Below are 263 nucleotides of genomic sequence, written 5' to 3'. Positions count from 1 at the left end.
CCCAGCGCAACGGGCCTTGCAACGCACGGGCATAGGGATCGAGCAAGAATTTGTAGGGATTGAAGCGGTGCCCGTGCACCGGATCGTAGGGGCCGTGCGCACGAAAGCCGTAGAGCAGCCCCGGCTCGGCTTCCGGGAGATATCCATGCCAGATCTCGTCGGTGCACTCGGGCAGCACGATGCGGCGGACTTCTTTGCGACCTCTGGGATCGAACAGACAAAGCTCGATCGCAGTGGCGCTGGCCGAAAAGACTGCGAAGTTC

General features: G+C 62.0%; 1 pseudogene. It reads right to left on the bottom strand.

Features of this window, described 5'->3' with window-relative positions:
- Positions 1-263: pseudogene (locus tag WDW90_RS39885) on the bottom strand (glycogen debranching protein GlgX); the annotation flags it as partial.

This window comes from Methylobacterium nigriterrae, from assembly GCF_037106235.1.
GTDB lineage: Bacteria > Pseudomonadota > Alphaproteobacteria > Rhizobiales > Beijerinckiaceae > Methylobacterium > Methylobacterium nigriterrae.
This window is presented reverse-complemented; position numbering and strand designations above follow the sequence as displayed.